General features: G+C 46.4%; 14 protein-coding genes. 7 read left to right on the forward strand and 7 right to left on the reverse strand.

The window, feature by feature from the left end; all coding sequences use genetic code 11:
- Positions 1-48 precede the first annotated feature (48 nt).
- Positions 49-846 carry a hypothetical protein gene (locus JOY44_RS18210; protein ID WP_171575003.1) on the reverse strand — a complete coding sequence of 266 codons (798 nt, stop codon included), beginning with the start codon at positions 844-846 and terminating at the stop codon, positions 49-51.
- Positions 847-1092: 246 nt separating this feature from the next.
- On the opposite strand from JOY44_RS18210, the gene JOY44_RS18215 reads away from it, so the two are divergent.
- Together JOY44_RS18215 and JOY44_RS18220 are read left to right on the forward strand one after the other, a co-directional pair.
- The gene (locus tag JOY44_RS18215) at positions 1093-1887 is read left to right on the forward strand and encodes an HAD-IIB family hydrolase (protein ID WP_171575004.1); all 795 of its coding nucleotides are present in this window, start codon (positions 1093-1095) and stop codon (positions 1885-1887) included.
- 320 nt (positions 1888-2207) lie between these two features.
- Positions 2208-3884, forward strand: a complete 1677-nt coding sequence (locus JOY44_RS18220; protein ID WP_171575005.1) for an iron uptake porin — start codon at positions 2208-2210, stop codon at positions 3882-3884.
- A 94-nt stretch (positions 3885-3978) separates the two neighbouring features.
- Here JOY44_RS18220 and JOY44_RS32195 read toward each other — a convergent pair whose 3' ends face one another.
- The 3 genes from JOY44_RS32195 to JOY44_RS18235 all read right to left on the reverse strand — a co-directional run bounded on the left by JOY44_RS32195 (position 3979) and on the right by JOY44_RS18235 (position 7503).
- Positions 3979-5142 carry a putative N-acetylmannosamine-6-phosphate 2-epimerase gene (locus tag JOY44_RS32195; protein WP_171575006.1) on the reverse strand — a complete coding sequence of 388 codons (1164 nt, stop codon included), beginning with the start codon at positions 5140-5142 and terminating at the stop codon, positions 3979-3981.
- Positions 5143-5221: 79 nt separating this feature from the next.
- On the reverse strand, positions 5222-6013 hold the full coding sequence (locus JOY44_RS18230) for an ABC transporter ATP-binding protein (protein ID WP_171575007.1): 792 nt from the start codon (positions 6011-6013) through the stop codon (positions 5222-5224).
- A 248-nt stretch (positions 6014-6261) separates the two neighbouring features.
- Positions 6262-7503: an FtsX-like permease family protein gene (locus JOY44_RS18235; RefSeq protein WP_171575008.1), complete on the reverse strand. Its 1242-nt coding sequence runs from the start codon at positions 7501-7503 to the stop codon at positions 6262-6264.
- A 289-nt stretch (positions 7504-7792) separates the two neighbouring features.
- On the opposite strand from JOY44_RS18235, the gene JOY44_RS18240 reads away from it, so the two are divergent.
- Both JOY44_RS18240 and JOY44_RS18245 read left to right on the forward strand, forming a co-directional pair.
- Positions 7793-8098 (forward strand): hypothetical protein, encoded by a 306-nt coding sequence (locus tag JOY44_RS18240; RefSeq protein WP_203032053.1) that lies wholly within the window; start codon positions 7793-7795, stop codon positions 8096-8098.
- Between the two features lie 22 nt (positions 8099-8120).
- Positions 8121-8381 (forward strand): DUF3146 family protein, encoded by a 261-nt coding sequence (locus tag JOY44_RS18245; RefSeq protein WP_171575010.1) that lies wholly within the window; start codon positions 8121-8123, stop codon positions 8379-8381.
- Positions 8382-8389: 8 nt separating this feature from the next.
- Here the strand turns inward: JOY44_RS18245 and JOY44_RS18250 are convergent, their stop codons facing one another.
- Complete coding sequence (locus JOY44_RS18250; RefSeq protein WP_171575011.1) at positions 8390-8830, reverse strand: pre-16S rRNA-processing nuclease YqgF; 441 nt, start codon at positions 8828-8830, stop codon at positions 8390-8392.
- Positions 8831-9159: 329 nt separating this feature from the next.
- On the opposite strand from JOY44_RS18250, the gene JOY44_RS18255 reads away from it, so the two are divergent.
- Positions 9160-10368, forward strand: a complete 1209-nt coding sequence (locus tag JOY44_RS18255) for a 4-hydroxy-3-methylbut-2-enyl diphosphate reductase (protein WP_171575012.1) — start codon at positions 9160-9162, stop codon at positions 10366-10368.
- Between the two features lie 31 nt (positions 10369-10399).
- Here JOY44_RS18255 and JOY44_RS18260 read toward each other — a convergent pair whose 3' ends face one another.
- A complete protein-coding gene (locus tag JOY44_RS18260) occupies positions 10400-11917 on the reverse strand; it encodes a glycosyltransferase family 39 protein (RefSeq protein WP_171575013.1) in 1518 nt (505 codons plus the stop codon).
- A gap of 535 nt (positions 11918-12452) precedes the next feature.
- Between JOY44_RS18260 and JOY44_RS18270 the strand changes: the two genes are divergently transcribed.
- Entirely contained in the window at positions 12453-13880 is a 1428-nt protein-coding gene (locus tag JOY44_RS18270) for a PIN-like domain-containing protein (RefSeq protein WP_171575015.1), read from the forward strand.
- A 250-nt stretch (positions 13881-14130) separates the two neighbouring features.
- The gene (locus JOY44_RS18275; protein WP_197985551.1) at positions 14131-15342 is read left to right on the forward strand and encodes an extracellular solute-binding protein; all 1212 of its coding nucleotides are present in this window, start codon (positions 14131-14133) and stop codon (positions 15340-15342) included.
- Between the two features lie 70 nt (positions 15343-15412).
- Here the strand turns inward: JOY44_RS18275 and JOY44_RS18280 are convergent, their stop codons facing one another.
- Positions 15413-16651, reverse strand: coding sequence for a DUF445 domain-containing protein (locus JOY44_RS18280; RefSeq protein ID WP_197985552.1), 1239 nt, complete (start codon positions 16649-16651; stop codon positions 15413-15415).

Here is a 16651-nt window from a genome sequence, read left to right on the forward strand (position 1 = left end):
GTATTCTGCACCCCGTTCATTGTTCGTTCAATGCTGCTACCTGCCAATTTAGGCACCTTGCGCCATGCGAGTCGTTCTAAACGTGACGTTTGAGCCTTCTTGAGTTTGCTCTAGCACTAGAAGTGGAGTTGGTTTTGCTTTTTGATCCCAGCGCATATTGGCAATACGACCTTGGATTGTGGGCTGCCAGCTATCGTGATCGCTAGTAGGGCTAAGAAACGTTTCAATACAATCAATAATTTGATTGATGGTGACAGAGGTTGGCTGGGTTGGCAATTTGAGAATTCTGATTTCAATCCGGAATAACACGCGCTTCGTGCCTTTTGGCAGATCACCGGGTTCGTATTCCACATCAAATACTTCGTCTACTTGCCGACCACCGCTGGCAATTCCAACTTCACCCTGATGCGGCTGAGACGATCGCAATGCCATGGTAATTTTGTCTTTCACTTTCATCTTAATTTGATTCAAAATTGCAAAGTGAAAGACTTCTTCATCCATCCGCATCCGCAAATAGTCCAAATTAAACTCGCGAGAGTGAATGAGATCAGGATTTCGCTCCATTTTGCCAATGGTTTCAACGGCAAATTTCAGCTTCTTTTGAAGTTCGCGGTTCTTGAAAGTTTCAAACTTAAGCTGTTTAGCAGCTTTATCAATGCTTAACTTGGAAACAACCCCCAAAGCAACCAGAAGTAGAAGTAACCCGCCAGATGTGCCTAGCCACAGGATATTGGAGCCAGCCTCAGCAGACTTTGCAGGTTGTGCGGATGCAGTAGGAGTTTGCTTGACAGCTTTGCCAGGAGCTTGAGCCAGCAAAGGTTCCACTAGAAAAATAGGAACAGACATAGCGTTTTTACAGGAGGTTTGATTCTATTTAAAAGAGTGCCCAAAATAAGGGTGTGGTCTACATGCCCCTAACTAGGTGTAGCAAACTTTAAGAAAAAGACTGTATTGATTGCACCCTATTCTAAATGTTGTTTTTGTAGCGTTTGATTAAGTATTAATAGACGGCGAATCGTTTGTTCGTGCGCGCTAGTGTGGACATCAACAAATAGGCAGAGAGAAACTAAATGTGAAAATTGGATAAACGCAATGGTCTTTACTCTTCTATCGCATTTATCTCAGACTGAAAAAAATTGCTTTCAAGCTGCCCGACTGATTGCGACGGATATGGATGGCACTTTGACTGAAGCAGGTAAGTTTGCGCCAAAGATGCTGCAAGCGCTTGAAGCACTAGCAGAGGCAGGTTTGCAGGTGCTGATTGTGACTGGGAGATCGGCAGGATGGGTGAGCAGCTTAGCTCACTATTTACCCATTGCTGGAGCGATCGCAGAAAATGGTGGAATTTTTTATAGCAACACCGTCAGTCACGGGGAGTTTTTAGTAGATCTGCTAAATGGCGCTTTGCACCGTCAGCAGCTTGCTCAACAGTTCCGCGACCTCCAAGCCGATTATCCCCATCTGCAAGCATCTATGGATAACCCGTTTCGCATCACCGATTGGACATTTGATCTAGCTGGATTAACCACCACAGAAATTTTAGCCTTGGGCGATCGCTGCCGACAAGCAGGCCGGGATTTCACTTATAGCAGTATTCAAGGACACATCAAGCCTCAAAACCAGGACAAAGCAACAGGTCTGCTGAAGGTGCTAACTGACTATTTCCCTGACATTCTACCCACTCAAGTCGTCACTGTTGGCGATAGCCCCAATGACGAAAGCTTATTTAATTCAAGCCATTTTCCGCTTTCCGTTGGAGTGGCAAATGTGATTGAATATCGAGATCGCCTGACTCACTGTCCGGCTTATTTGACTGAAGCTACAGAGGGTCTAGGTTTTTGCGAACTTAGCCAATTTTTATTGAGAATCAGAGGCAACAATGGGTAGTTTTTTAGATTAAATCCCCTACAGGGGGATATGTTCGGAGAACAGGACGAAAAATCTAAACTCAATTGTGTGAGCAATGAGATGATTTATGGTTCAATGAACAGGATAAGATTTCCCTTGATAAGAAATCTTAGTTGAGAAATATTTTTATTAAGTCTGTTCTAAATCTAAAGGTTGAGCTTTTACCAACCTCGTCCTAGAATGATAATCATTATCGCTCTGAGGGACAGCTTGAACCGCTGTTTTTAAGAGATCTTTCTTTTTAAGAAAGGGGAGTTCGACAGTTAGACCTAATTAATGTGTTGGTGTGAGGTAAGTAGATGTTGAAATTAATTAAAAATTCTTTCCTGCTCAGTCCTGCTTTGTTGGCGGCGATCGCAATTTCGTCAGTATCGGCTCAAGAAAAAACGGCTGCATCAGTATTAGACATCTCTGAAGTGGCCCAGTTTGAGGCTGAGCCAATCACGGAAGATGGGCTAGAGCAAGTCACCTCTGTTGCTCAGCTAACGGATGTTAGACCAACCGATTGGGCGTTTCAAGCGCTGCAATCGTTGGTAGAGCGCTATGGCTGCATCGTGGGTTATCCCGACAAAACTTTTCGCGGCAATCGGGCACTCACCCGCTACGAGTTTGCCGCTGGTTTAAACGCCTGCCTAGATAAAATTCAGGAGTTAATTGCCGCTGCAACGGCGGATTTTGTTAAAAAAGAAGACTTGGAAATAGTCAAAAAGCTTCAGGAAGAGTTTGCGGCTGAGTTGTCGGCACTGCGGGGTCGTGTTGAAGGTTTGGAGGTTCGTACGGCAACCCTGGAGAAGCAGCAGTTTTCTACCACCACAAAAATCAGTGGTGAAGTTGTGTTTGGCGTGGTTAGCGCCTTTACCGGACAAGATGCAATTGGGCGCGATATTCCTAGAACTACGATTGTGGGTAATCGCGTTCGGCTTGACTTCGACACGACCTTCACGGGTGCAGATTTACTGAGAACCCGCTTGCAAGCCACTAGCCTCAATGCTCTTTCAGGTGCCTCGACTTTTACGCCTGAAGGGGATCTACGGTTTGCGGGAGCAGCCTTTGATAATGACAACAATAACTCAGTTGGCATTGATGCGTTGCTCTACCAGTTTCCCGTAGGTGAAAAGCTGACAGTAGTGCTGGAAGCCAATGCGGGTGCGATCGATGACTTCACCGATACGATTAATCCTTTCTTGGATGGAGATGGTGGCATCGGCGCACTGACCCAATTTGGTACTCGCAATCCTATTTACTACTTACTCAATGGTACGGGGATCGGTTTGCAGTATCAATTGAATGATTTTATTGAGATCAGTGCAGGGTATCTAGCCAATGATGCTAGCTCTCCATCACAAGGTGGAGGACTGTTTAATGGACCCTATGGCGCGATCGCTCAACTGACTTTAAGACCGTCGGAACAATTCACTGTTGGTTTGACTTACATTCATGCCTACAACACTGACTTTACCGCTAATGGTTCGACAGGCAGCAACCGCGCCAACTTGCGATCCACTCTAGCTAATAATCCTTTGCTATTAGATCCGTTTACAGGGCTGGATATTCCCACTTCTAGCAACGCCTATGGAGCAGGGGCATCTTTCCAGTTCAGTCCTAAGTTTGTGATCAATGGCTCGGTGGGTTACACCAAGACCCGCACTCTTGCAACGCGAGGTTTGCTACCACGGGGTGATATCGACATTTGGAACTGGGCAGTGGGCTTGGCATTTCCCGATTTGCTGAAAGATGGCAGCGTCGGCGGCATAATTGTTGGCATGGAACCCCGAGTTTCTGGAGTTTCTAGCGGACTTAGAGCGGCGATCGGTCGAGATCCCAGCACCTCCATTCACGTAGAAGCATTTTATCAATACCGCGTCAATGACAACATCTCGATTACTCCGGGTGTGGTGTGGCTAACGGCTCCCGACCACAATGAACGGAACCAAGATGTGGTGATTGGCACCGTTAGAACCACTTTCACATTCTAAATTTTTGTGAGTGCCCAGCATTTGGAGCAGGTTTAAGAGCAGTTTCCAACCATGAGTCATCCCATGTTGCGCCCTCACCCACATACTTGCCATGTTATGAGAGCGTTTTTTGCAGCGTGTAGTGGGTGTGACCGGGTGGATAGTCAGCTAACACTCCAGCTATCTCGTATCCTAATTTTTCGTAAAAACCTTTTGCTTGAAAACTTAAAGTGCTAACCCGTGCGGAGGTACAACCGCGTTTTTGGGCTGCTTGTTCTGCTAGCCGCATCAAGCGATCGCCGTATCCTTGTCGTCTCAGCGGTTCATCGATCCAAAGCAAATCAATCTCTAGCCAGTTCCAGTTAGAAGTGAACCCAATCAAGCCACCTAAAATTGTCTGATGTTCATCCATTAAAAACAGATGGAGCGGATGCGGCTGTCGTTTAATGGTAAAAAATGGCTGAGCGGTTGAAACGCTGTGGTTATATTCTCGTAACCGAGTATCGATCAGATTGCAATAGCTTGGAATAGGGACATCGAATAAACAGATTTGATGGGCTTGAAAATGTTCTACACAGCAACCAAGGTCATGTTGAGTCTTTAAAGCGGTTGCATAAGCCTTCACTTGAAGGTCGATCCCCGTGATAGCAGTGCCCACTACCACCGCATAGGCTCCCATATCCAAGGCTTGTTTTGCCATTTGAGGAGAGGCTATACCGCCTTCACAAATAACGGGTACTTGCAGTTGTTTAACTAATTCAGCCAATAAACTAAAGCCAGGAGGTTTGAGGTGTTGGGTGTCGGCGGTATAGCCATATAAGGTAGTACCTACCAAATCGGCTCCCGCATTAGTTGCCGCGATCGCCGCTTCTAATGTATCCACATCTGCCATCACTAACTTGCCTAACTCAGTGTGGATTCGAGCAATTATGGTTTCAACAGTTTCGTGATTGGGGCGCGATCGCAGAGTTGCATCGATGGCAATAATGTCAGCTCCTGCCTGAGCGATCGCCGCCGCGTGATCAAACTGGGGCGTAATATAAACCTCAAAATCTGGAATTTGCTGCTTCCACAAGCCAATGATGGGAAGCGAAGTCTTTTGCCGCACTGCTTTCACGTGGGCAGGTGTATCTAACCGAATGGCGATCGCTCCTTGATTGATCGCGGCTTCTGCCATTGCCGTAATCACCTGCGGCTGATGCATCGGAGATTCAGCCGGAGCCTGACAAGAGACAATTAAGCCACCTTGAAGATCTCGAACGATAGAACTGTCTTTCATGATCAAGTCTGAGTGATGAGGTTTGAGGATTGAATCCACTTCAGCTCAACAGTCATACCTCAAAATTTAGAACTTGCCATCATTCAAGCTGATCTTTCAATTGACCGTCTTCTAGATAGGTCACTCGGTCTGCCACATCTATCAGTCGAGAATCGTGAGTAACGATTAGTACAGTGCGTCCATTGTCTTTTGCAAGTTTACGCAGCAGTTCAATGACCGCATGTCCGCTATGAGAATCGAGGGAAGCAGTCGGTTCGTCTGCCATGATCAGTTTAGGGTTGTCTGCCAAAGCACGGGCGATTGCCACTCTTTGCTTTTGCCCACCCGATAAATCACGAGGAAGATGGTTCAGGCGCTGATCCAAACCCACTTCTATCAGCAGGTCTTTTGCTTGCTTGCGCGCTTCATTTTTGCGAATGCCCTTCATTCTCAGCGCCACTTCTACATTTTCAGCCGCAGTCAGAGCTGGAAATAGATTGAATCCTTGAAAGATAAAGCCGATATTTTTCAAGCGAAAGCGCGATAGCTCATTTTTTGACATGCGCGTAATTTCTTGACCCAGCAAACACACCGTTCCTGATGTTGGAGTCAAAATACCAGCCAAAATAGAGAGAAGAGTCGTTTTACCCGAACCAGAAGGTCCCATCAGCAATTGGATTTCACCACGAGGAATCTCCAAGTCAACGCCATGAAGAACTGGGGTAGAATCCGTTCCAGAGCGAAACGCCATCTTTACACCCTTTGCAACCACTGCTCGTTTGTCTGACTTTTCCCACGTGCCTGCGGTATGAAGGGAACGCTCCTGCACAGTAGATACAGAGTACTCTGGATGCTGAACTAGTTTGTTAATATGAATTTGCGAAGCAGTCATTGATTCAATCTCTGGGTGCGTGTAGATGATACAGGCGTAGACAAAAGCAAAAAGTGGCTGATGTTTAATAATTTATGAGCGAGGATTGAGATTTTAACTTCAATCAATAATCCGTGTTGTCCGCACGATTTGGATTATTTCATAAATTAATTGAGCGGAAGTAGTGGTTTACTAACTAATGTAACGAGAATACCAGATGAGTCCCTTGTCTGAGTAGGTGTGTTATTGAGCGATCGCTTGTCAAGCGGTCAAGCTTTAAAGACAATGGCAGGATCAACATGAGTTACCTTTTGAATTGCAATCAGGGCAGAGCCAACACACATAAACACGGTGAGTCCAAAAACAGCGATCGCGGTAGTTGGTGTAATTAAAATTACAATTCCCTTCGCGGCAACCGTCCAAGCACCCAATCCCCAACACAGCGCCATACTGGGAATGTATCCCAAGATTGCCATCCACAGCGCTTGCTCTGTAATTACGCCGTAGATTACCCAATCAGACGCTCCCATTGCCTTCAGAGTTCCAAACTCTTTCAGATGATCTGAAACCGATGAGTACAAGATCTGACTGACAACCACAATTCCCACAATCACCCCTACGGCTGCGCCCAGTCCTAAAATAAAACCAATTCCAGTCCGTTCTCGCCAATAGGAGCGCGTAATTGATGCCATTTCCTCCTTGGTGTAAGCGTAAGTGTTAGGAAGCTTTGCCTCCAAGCGCCGTTTCAGCACCTGAAGATCTTGTCCTGGTTTTGCTTGTACCAGTACATAGGTGATCTGATCTACCAAATTTAGACGGCGCGGTTGAGGTTGAGGTTCACTTGGTGGAATATCAGCCGTTGAGAGCGGATTTTTGCAGTCCACATCGCCAGAATTGATCGTGCAATTTAAAGAGGAGCCTAATCCTGAAGTAAACGCATTCGCAGATTCCAAGGAAGAATAAATAGATGTACTAGATGCCATCGATTGAGTAAACTCGCTTAATCCAACCAGCTTGGCTTTTAGAGGTACGATCTTGCCTGTTTCTCCCACTTTCTTGAGATTTAGCGTATTGAGGTTACTCCTGTCTGTGATGAAGGTGTAGGCCTCTTTCAAAGCATTGGGTGTTCCCTGAGACATTGACCAACTACTAAACAACCGACCCGTTGGATTAAAGCCCCACACTCTGATCGGAACGATTTTCCCCTTGGCATCCAGCCAAAGGGAATTACGAGAAATAACAGCTTCTGCATGGTCTACCCCTTCCACTTCCCGCGCTTGAATGAGTTGTTGCAGCGGCATCGGTAAAGTGATTTCTAACTGGAGCATTTCCTTGGAGGCAATCCACAAGTCGGCATCTGATTGCTCGATCAATCGAGTTGTCGATCGACTAAAGCCATCCAGAATGCCGACTTGAATTGTTACCAGACTGACAGCAAACATAATGCCTGCTTGAGCAACAAGAAAGCGGGGAATATCTTCAAATAAGTTTTTGCGGGCAATAGAAGCCATAACTTAGTAGATTTTGTACTTCAACCTGAGTGGGTTTCACTGGGGTTGGAAGAACATTCTCTCGGATGACAGAAGGTTTTCCAATCACTAGCTAAAAATAGAATCCTCGCCTTGTCTTGCCTAATCCGTATGTTTTCTAAGAAACTTGACTCATGCTACAGATTTCTAGCTGAATGAACTGTGTAATTTACTGTTGATGCGGTTGCTAGACATTCTGTAGTCTGAGGTTATGTCTTAAGAAAAGTTTTATTATTCTCAGATTTCATAATTGAGCGATCGCGTCAAACCTATGCCTGCTTATAATTCTCCTGAAGGTTACGTTGTTGGTCAGGTTGCGACTATTATTAATCGCAAGCTATTTAAGAATTGTCATATTACCCTACCTGACTTGTCATCCCCCATCAGTGCCATTCAGTACCAAGGAAATTTTTACAGTTACTTTCGGTACTTTCCCACTTTAGAAACTGCTCAACGAGTAGCCGGACGATTGGGCAACAACGGTAACGTAGTGGTGCTAACGCAAATTCCTAAGGGTTTGGTATTGTGGATATTCGAGTCTGAGGCTCAACTAGCAAAGTCATCGCCGATTAGATAGTCAGCCCTTTTTTTAGAACTTTGTGGTTAAACGTCTTCCCCAAACTACTGCCTATGTTCGGATCACTCGCTACTCTTGGCAGCAAGGCACGCTGGCGGGTGAAGTTCGAGCGAATCAGTTTGAGTGGCAGTTTGAATGGTGTTTTCGGTTGGGTGAATTGTCTGTGCACCCATCTTTGGGCAGAGCCCTAATTAAGGAACCATTAGGGCGGTTTCTAGAGCAAAAAGATTATCAGTTGGAACCCGGTGGCGATTATTCGTTTACGATTCGGGGCGAAGTGTGAGTGATCAATCATTGGCCTACGAGCCGTTCTAAATAACGCTCGATTAAGAGAATTGCTACGATGTCGTCCACCGGGCGAGGAATAGTGCGAAGAGATTGGGGAACTAGACTCAGAAGTCCTTTTGGAGGATACATTTGCCAATAGCGATCGCGGGCTTCTAAGGTGCTGTTCCGCTCATCAACCATCACTATCCGCAGTGGATCTATAAATGCCTCTGAAAGTTTCAGCTTCCAATCTTTGGAGGAGGTTTGGTTTCCCATTATCAGTAAAGAAACTGGAAACGTCTGGCGCAGCGTCGTGATCTCGGCGATCGCCTCTGCGGAAGGAACCACTTGGTGATACTTTAGGATTCGGTCAACCCCCATCACTGCAATGCCGCACTTCAAACGACCGGGATCAAATCCTAAGATAGTGGGTTGATCCGGCAAACTAGAGCTATCAGAGTGCATGGTCGAGGGGTGTCTAATGACGTGTCAAAAGTTGGTACAGGATTAGCAACTATAGCTGCCACGACAAATCGCCGCTGTAGCATAGTCATACTAATCCTTGAATATGCAAACAAGAAAACGACCCAAAAAGCCATATACTCAACGGCTTAGAACTTAGCAGTATTAATCTTGAGCGAAAGTTGCCAGGCACAATAGGAAATTCTTTTGCAAAATCGGCATAGTCCCGATCACCGTCTATTCAATAATGGATTAAGTTTATCAGGATCACACGAGGCTAAGATGAGGGAAAATTAAAGCTAAGAATGAATCACCGTGAGGATAAGGGTTGAATGGATACTAAAGCGTTTAAGCGATCGCTCAACAATTCGGACAATTATCACCGCAAAGGCTTTGGGCATGAAGCCGAAGTGTCTGGGCAGATGCAGAACGAGTATCAAAGCAACTTAATTCAGCACATTCGAGATAATGGCTACAAGCTTCAGCGCGGCGAAGTGACAATTCACTTGGCAGAAGCCTTTGGATTTTGCTGGGGAGTTGAGCGCGCCGTGGCAATGGCGTACGAAACCCGGACTCACTTTCCGACTCAGCGCATTTGGATCACTAACGAGATTATTCACAATCCCTCTGTGAATCAGCGATTGCGCGATATGGATGTGAGTTTTATTGAAGTGGTGAACGGAGAAAAAAGCTTTTCGGTTGTTGATGGCGGCGATGTGGTCATTTTGCCAGCTTTTGGAGCCAGTGTTCAAGAAATGCAGCTTTTGAACGAGAAGGGGTGCAAAATTGTAGACACGACTTGCCCCTGGGTTTCTAAGGTGTGGAACACAGTAGAAAAACACAAGAAAGCTAGCCACACCTCGATTATTCACGGCAAATATAATCACGAAGAAACCGTTGCTACCAGTTCCTTTGCAGGCACCTACTTGATTGTGCTGAACCTGCAAGAAGCAGAATACGTCGCAAACTACATTCTCAATGGTGGCGATTGCGAGGAGTTTCTCACTAAGTTTAGTAGTTCCCATTCGGAAGGTTTTGATCCCGATCGCGATCTGGAGCGCATTGGCATTGCCAATCAAACAACCATGCTCAAAGGCGAAACCGAACAAATCGGCAAATTGCTGGAACATACCATGATGCGAAAGTATGGTCCCGATCAGTTAAACAATCACTTTCTTAGCTTTAACACCATTTGTGATGCCACCCAGGAGCGCCAAGATGCCATGTTTGGGCTGGTGGAAGATAAACTTGATCTGATGGTAGTGGTGGGGGGGTATAACTCCTCTAACACGACTCATTTGCAGGAAATTGCCGTTGAGCGAGGCATTCCTTCTTATCACATCGACAGTGCTAGCCGGATTGGTGCAGGAAATCGAGTGGAACACAAGCCGCTGCATCGTGATTTGGAAGTGGCTGAAAACTGGTTGCCTCAAGGTCCGATCGCGATCGGAATTACTTCTGGTGCCTCCACGCCTGACAAGGTAGTAGAAGAGGTTTTGGAAAAAATCTTTGAGCTAAAAGCTGTGGCTCAAGCCTTGTAGAACACTCGGCAGCAATCTATATACGCTAGGGCTAACTTCCAAGCTGGTACAAGGAAACTTGCAGGGTCGTTCCTGGATCTTGAAAAGAATAAACTTCCTTGGGTTCGTAGTCCTGAGCTTGCATCGTTTTCAATAGTTCTCTGGTCGGCTGATATAAAAAAATATGGCTAAACCCAGTGGGGATCTTCAGACGATCGCGCTGTTCTGGCTGCAATTCATCCAGCAGAATCATTGCAACATTTGGATGTAGCTGACTAGCGATCGGCATAACACTTCCCAAAGGCATATCTGAAATCACAAGCGGCTGAGGCACTTGATGGACGATCTCGGCAATTTCTACATCAAACTCCGACCACCCCCACCAAGTAGGACTGAACGTAGCCGTTATACAAGATGCCAGACTGCTCGATAGCAGCAGGACAGTCCCCAATTGCCACAACTTGCTTCTTTTGGGGTGTGCCTTTGGGTTTGTGCGGCAGGCAAGTAGGTAAGCCACTGCCAAATAGAGCGCCCCGTAGACTACCAAAAAATAGCGTTCGCTCAAACTCCGTTTACCCCCCAAAAAAACATCTGCCAGGAGAAACGGGAGTGTCGTAGTACCTAGCAACAGCAAGACAAACAGCCAAATTCGAGGAGGGGTATGGCGGCACAAAAAATACAGCGCATAGCCAATCAAGGCAATGGCGGGAATCACGGCATAGATCACAATCGGGGAATAGCTGAGATGCCACGCCCAAAACGCATTGGATAGATGAGTACCCAGCCCCAGGAGAAACAATTCCAGGGGAAAGGATTGGCGTGCCCATTGAGTAGTGTGCAACACAACCGCTTGATTGCGCCAAACCAGCCAGAGCCAGGGCGAAAAAATAACCAGGCTGACTGTTATGGAGACAGCATAGGTTTGCAGCGATCGCGTCGGTCGAAAGCGTTCCATGATCAGCACATACAGCCCATGCGCTGCCATCACCAGCAAGGTCAACAGGTGGCAATAGAGGGCGATGATCACAGTGAGCGTGTAGAGACTCCAGGTGATTGCAGTCGGTTTGCGGAGCGATCGCAGCAGTAAGGCGCAGGCGATTAAGAGCAGGGCGAACCACAGACCATACTGACGCACTTCCTGGGCATAACGCAGCATGACGGGGGAAGTTGCCAACAGCGCCATCGCAAACCAGCCTACCAGCGGCGTTGCAAAAAGTTCTAGACAAAGCCAGTAAATCGCTGGAAATGCTAGCAAGCTACCGATGACTGATAGCCCACGCATGGCAAGTTTAGAACTGCCGAGGCCCTGTGACCATAACCTTGCCAGCAAAAAATACAGCGGCGGATGCTGGGGTTCTTCTTGGGCAAGTCCGGTGATGGTGAAGATCGCGGGTTTGGGTGCTGCCAGGGATTGATACTTGCCAAAATCCCCTGCGTGAATCATCTGCCCGGTATACAAATCTTGCACCACATCCTTTGCTGGGTAGCCGGAAACCCTCAGCAGAGTGTAGGTTTCATCCAACCAGTAGGGCTTTTGCTCCAGGTTGGACAGGCGCAAAAAAATACCCATCAGCACCATTCCTACCAATAGATACAGTAGCCATTTAGGGGATGACCATGGGCGTTTCAGGGGACGTGGCACCATCATGTAAAATCTGTCAAGACTCCGTGCTTTTGGCAGATTTTAGCTTGTTGGCGAATAAATTACGAATTGCTGGGGCGATCGTGCTTCTCTTTGGAGAACCGTTTCTCAATCCCGGCGATCGCAGTTAGGTCAACCATGCAGAAGCTATCGTTGAAGCAAAGGCGCGATCGTGCTTGAGCTAATTATGCCAGCGCGATCGCTGAGTTGCGAGAAGGGCAGATCAAGCTACAAGAATTTCAGGCGAGAAACCGGGATTCTCTATTCCCAAAATTGTAGAAAAGTGAGACTAATCATCTCAGTTGGGCAAAACAGCAAATCATCGACGTATTCAATAATCCAGTTAGAGTGAACTGAAGAAGATCCATCGGTCATAACGTCTTTCACTTCATTAGGACAGTAGCCTTGAAGCAACCGTGCTGTGATGAGCAAAGTTTAGGAAGTCTACAAGTAACTAGAGTGTATGAAAAATCTTTTTTCTTGGAGACTTCGCCCATCCGAAGCTGACTTTGCCAAGCTCTGGGAAGATGCCACTTTTGTTTTTGACACCAACTTTCTCCTAGATTTGTATCGAGTATCACGTACTACGTCAGAAGATTTTTTACTGGTATTAGAACGTCTTCAAAACAGAATTTGGTTACCTTATCAAGTAGCCAATGAGTTTCTTGAGAATCGCGAGAGCACCATCAGGTCAGAAGCGTCCTCCTTTCAGGAGGCTTCAAAAATAGTTAAAAAGTGGAAGGATGAACAAAAAAGTTTTCAATCTCTACGAGGACAGCTTAAACAAACTGGAAGAGTTATAGCCTCAGAGATAGAGTCTTTTTTTGGTGAGCACGACTCTTATCTTGAGTCAGTTGATTTAGTTGAGAAATATTTGAGGGAAAAGATAGAAAAAATTGCTAATTCTCATCCACCAATTGATCCCAATGAAGATTATATTTTGGATAAAATACTTTCCTTATTCGATGGGAAGGTTGGAAATCGTTACGATGGAACGGCTCTTCAAAAACTTTATAGAGAAGGTGAAGAAAGATACAGTCGTGGACAGCCGCCCGGATTTGAGGATGCTAAAGCAAAAGAGGATGAACGAAAATATGGTGATCTTACCCTTTGGAAACAAGTATTAGATTTTGCCAAAACAGAATCTAGTCCAGTTATTTTTATCACTGGAGAGAAGAAGAGAGATTGGTGGACTGGAGAAAAAGGAGAAACTATTTCCCCGCATCTAGAATTGAGATACGAGTTTTATGAGCAGGTAAACCAACCATTTTGGATGTATCCGACTCAGGTATTTCTTAAAATGGCTAAGAAGAGATTGGTGGTTAAAATTAATCCGAGATCAATTGAGGAGACGGATGCGATCGCTGTTGAGGCTGTTAATAAAGAGGCATTTGCTGATAAGCAAGCTTACTACGACAAAATGCGACAATTGACTGATCTGCCACAGCTATCTGCCATAAATAGCGCGTTACTAAAAGCATTCGCTCAGTCACAGCTACCTGTCATAAATAGCGCGTTATTAAAGGCACTCGATCTGCCACAGCTACCTGTCATAGATAGCGCGTTACTAAAAGCACTCGCTCAGTCACAGCTACCTTTTCCTACAAATGTTAAGGATCTTAAAAATCAAAAGGTATCTCAGGCGATCACTAATGATGCAAATGATTTAAAAGAGATAGAGCAGTTAGCAGAAGAGATAGCTCCTAAGACTCTGAGAAAGGAGAAATGTCAGTTGACTGATGAAGTTGATAATCGGGACAAAGGGAAAACACCTTCTGGAACTAATGAAATTCCACATGAGAGTAAACAAGCTAAACCTGACCCCAAGAAACCTCCAAAAAAACGTCATAGTGGCAATGTAAAGAAACCTGACGCTGGCAATTCTTGTTAATTGGGGTAAGGCGATTGTAGGCACTTAAATATTGAGATCGCCCTCCTCCGGGTTCAGTAGAGCATCGTGGAACAACACACACCTGTAAAGGGGACAATTGAATCTCCAAGCCAAAATCCAACGTAGGAGGTTGGTCGCGATCGCATTTCATTTGAAGCAAATTGCTTAGCCAAGATGCTTTTCGATGGAAGAGGTAATGATGTCAAAATAGTGGGGAGGAAGATGTGCAGGTTCACCAGGCAACATAGGAATGACGGAAGAACAATTTATAGTTAGTCGGCGATCGCTATTAATTGGAGCTGCGATCAGTAGCCTGAGCGTAATCTTAGAAGGTTGTGCAGCGGGACAAGGGGCTTCGTTGCAAATTCGCGCCTTACAGGGGTCTGTTCCACCACAAATGCTGAATGAGTTTCGTAAGCAGACGGCAGGAGTGAAATTGGAGTATGCTGCAGATCGTCAATTACAGGAGCTTTTTACTCTGTTGCAAGCCTGGAATGATTCAGGTTCTCCGAATAATTCTGAAAAATCGAGTGGATTCGCAGTGCCAAGTTGGGTTCCCTTCATTGGTCAATCTGCCACTGCCGATCCCGTTGATCTAGTGACCTTGGGCGACTATTGGCTCTCTGGGGCGATCTCTCAAGGGCTGCTGGCTCCTTTAGATGCTGCCATGGTAGAGGGCGGGTCGGAGCTATTGAAAAATCCTCAGTGGAGAGCGCTGGTCACTCGCGATGCGGCGGGAAAGCCCGATGCGAACGGTAAGGTGTGGGCAGTACCCTATCGGGTGGGCACCACTGTATTAGCTTACCGTCAAGATATTTTCAAGCAGCAAGGTCTACAACCTCCTACAGATTGGGCAGACCTGTGGCGACCCGAGCTGAAGGGACGGATTTCTTTATTAGATCAGTCCCGAGAAGTCATTGGGCTAACCCTAAAAAAGTTAGGCAAGTCTTACAACACTGAAAATCTAGCAACGGTGGCGACTCTAGATGCTGAGCTACGGGCGCTGAATCAGCAAGCAAAGTTGTATAGCTCTACCCATTATCTCCAGCCGCTCTTGTTAGAGGATACCTGGGTGTCGGTGGGCTGGTCGGAAGATGTGCTGCAAAGTGGGCAGCGATCGCCCAACGTTGTTGCTGTCGTTCCAACATCGGGAACCGCACTGTGGGCGGATATGTGGGTGCGTCCGGCAGTGAAACCAACTGTTTCACCCATCGTGGCGGAGTGGCTAAATTTTTGTCTACAACCCGCGATCGCTCAGCAGATCTCTTTGCTCACTTGGGGCGCATCTCCGATGTTGTTTGGTAAACCTCTTGCTGATTTGCCAACAGAACTGCGCCGTGCTCCAGCGCTATTTCCCGATCCTACAGTGGTCAAAGCCAGCGAGTTTTTGCAGCCCTTATCTAAAGCGACAACGGAGCAATATGAGAAAGCGTGGAAAGCCATGCGGCAGACTTCACTGTGAGTTTTGGCTACGTTCAAGCTGGTGACAATGGCACTTAATCTTGTACAGCTACTGACCCAATTGCTTCCTGTTACCTCAACAACAGTGAAGCGGATTGAAACAAACCGATCACGAACCCTAAAACGCCGCCCAAGTTGACGATCGCCTGTAGTTCACTTCGAACAATGCCGTTGATTGCTGCTTCGAGATCAGCAGCAGAGGTCGCTTTCACCCGATCAATAATCACCTGATCAATGTTGAGGATGGGAATAGCCTGTGCCACAATCACTTCCAAATCTCGCTCTAGGTAGCGTTCCAAAATCAGCGCTAATTCCAAGCTGACAGTTTGCAGCGATTCATTCACCACAGGCGATGTTCGTAGGCGGCTTAAGATCAAACTGGCAAGGCTGTCCCACTCGATAGATTTACCTAATTCTTCTAGGAAATCTGATCCCTGTTCTTGCACATAGTCGCGCACCGTATCACGCAGAGTTTTACGCAATTGACGCACAGTGGACACAGGCAAGTTTTGCATAGACAGGTTTTGCAGCCATTCTTTCAGGCGCGATCGCACATTCAGCGAGGTCATTAGCTCTCTCAGTCTGGTGTTGCACTCTTCGCGTTCATCCAGGCAAAAGGTGCGGAGCCGGGCTAAAGCGTTGCGGCTACCGAACAGATTTGCAACAACCCAATAGGTGCCACTGGTTTTCTCTCGAAACCCTTCATCAATCACTTGAATGTTGCGATCTGTGAGAAAGTCAATCAGCGCCTGCCGCAAAACATCGGGAGGCAACACCACATTCAAGCTCCAGTCTGACAGCTTGGTGGCTTGCTCATCGGATAGCTGAAACTCCAGCAGCACCTTATCAAAAATCTGATTCAGTTGTGCCTCTAAAAAATCTTCCTGTCGCGCCAACACTTTCAACAGGCGAGGTAAAGATTGTCCAAACAAATCTTGCAGAACGTTAGCCAAAATTTTTGCTGTTTTCTGCTGTTTATCGGCTTCCACTTGATCCAACGCTAGTTTCAGCAGCCAGAGCAGTGCGCCCTGCACCCGCTCAGTTTGCAGCAATCGTCGCGCCAATTTTTGCAGTTCATCAGGAGTCAACAGAGAACCCATGATGGTGTCAGAAATACGCTTTGCTAACCGCTCTTGGTTGCGGGGAATTAAGCCCGGAGTGAATGGAATTTTTCGCCCTAAAAAATACTTCGCGGTATAGGGACGAAACAACATCCGAATGGCAATGTCATTGGTGAAATAGCCAATAATTCCGCCAACGACAGGAGGTGCAACAAACAGCCAAAGAGTGGAAAAATCCAGAGGAGGCAT

Source organism: Leptolyngbya sp. Cla-17 (assembly GCF_016807185.1).
GTDB lineage: Bacteria > Cyanobacteriota > Cyanobacteriia > Leptolyngbyales > Leptolyngbyaceae > ULC077BIN1.

What these genes read in the sequence shown, in the direction of transcription:
- JOY44_RS18210 (WP_171575003.1), bottom strand. Translation starts at nt 846, where the DNA reads ATGTCTGTTCCTATTTTTCTAGTGGAACCTTTGCTGGCTCAAGCTCCT.
- JOY44_RS18215 (WP_171575004.1), top strand. Translation starts at nt 1,093, where the DNA reads ATGGTCTTTACTCTTCTATCGCATTTATCTCAGACTGAAAAAAATTGC.
- JOY44_RS18220 (WP_171575005.1), top strand. Translation starts at nt 2,208, where the DNA reads ATGTTGAAATTAATTAAAAATTCTTTCCTGCTCAGTCCTGCTTTGTTG.
- JOY44_RS32195 (WP_171575006.1), bottom strand. Translation starts at nt 5,142, where the DNA reads ATGAAAGACAGTTCTATCGTTCGAGATCTTCAAGGTGGCTTAATTGTC.
- JOY44_RS18230 (WP_171575007.1), bottom strand. Translation starts at nt 6,013, where the DNA reads ATGACTGCTTCGCAAATTCATATTAACAAACTAGTTCAGCATCCAGAG.
- JOY44_RS18235 (WP_171575008.1), bottom strand. Translation starts at nt 7,503, where the DNA reads ATGGCTTCTATTGCCCGCAAAAACTTATTTGAAGATATTCCCCGCTTT.
- JOY44_RS18240 (WP_203032053.1), top strand. Translation starts at nt 7,793, where the DNA reads ATGCCTGCTTATAATTCTCCTGAAGGTTACGTTGTTGGTCAGGTTGCG.
- JOY44_RS18250 (WP_171575011.1), bottom strand. Translation starts at nt 8,830, where the DNA reads ATGCACTCTGATAGCTCTAGTTTGCCGGATCAACCCACTATCTTAGGA.
- JOY44_RS18255 (WP_171575012.1), top strand. Translation starts at nt 9,160, where the DNA reads ATGGATACTAAAGCGTTTAAGCGATCGCTCAACAATTCGGACAATTAT.
- JOY44_RS18260 (WP_171575013.1), bottom strand. Translation starts at nt 11,917, where the DNA reads ATGGGTATTTTTTTGCGCCTGTCCAACCTGGAGCAAAAGCCCTACTGG.
- JOY44_RS18270 (WP_171575015.1), top strand. Translation starts at nt 12,453, where the DNA reads ATGAAAAATCTTTTTTCTTGGAGACTTCGCCCATCCGAAGCTGACTTT.
- JOY44_RS18275 (WP_197985551.1), top strand. Translation starts at nt 14,131, where the DNA reads ATGACGGAAGAACAATTTATAGTTAGTCGGCGATCGCTATTAATTGGA.
- JOY44_RS18280 (WP_197985552.1), bottom strand. Translation starts at nt 16,651, where the DNA reads ATGCCTCCTCTGGATTTTTCCACTCTTTGGCTGTTTGTTGCACCTCCT.